Origin of the sequence: Staphylococcus sp. GDX8P80P (assembly GCF_017893095.1) — a bacterium.
Taxonomy (GTDB): domain Bacteria; phylum Bacillota; class Bacilli; order Staphylococcales; family Staphylococcaceae; genus Staphylococcus; species Staphylococcus borealis.
The window spans coordinates 1-331 of the sequence record NZ_JAESMI010000161.1; the positions used below are offsets into that span (position 1 = coordinate 1).

General features: G+C 37.5%; 1 pseudogene. It reads left to right on the plus strand.

What is annotated here, in order from left to right:
* Positions 1-87: 87 nt before the first annotated feature.
* Positions 88-331, plus strand: a pseudogene (locus tag KA858_RS11850) (DUF927 domain-containing protein); the annotation flags it as partial.

Below are 331 nucleotides of genomic sequence, written 5' to 3' on the forward strand. Positions count from 1 at the left end.
GATGTACGCGTTATATCAAGTACATCACTTTGAGATGCTTTTTCGTCTTCGATGCTTGTCCAACCCGTTTCATGTCCATCAACAATAAATTTTGGCTTACCTATTGTGTTAGATGAACTATCAGCTGCAACATTTAAAAGTACAACTGGTTTGCTCTATTCTATTGCTGAAGGCCAAGGGCGTCAACGAGCTAATATACATGGTGGTGTTAAAAGCTTGAAAAATTGGGGAACAAGTGTCATCAGTACAGCCGAACATAGTATTTTCAATAATAGTGCACGTAATGATGGATTAAATGTTCGTACCATTGAAATATCAGAAGCTTTTACGA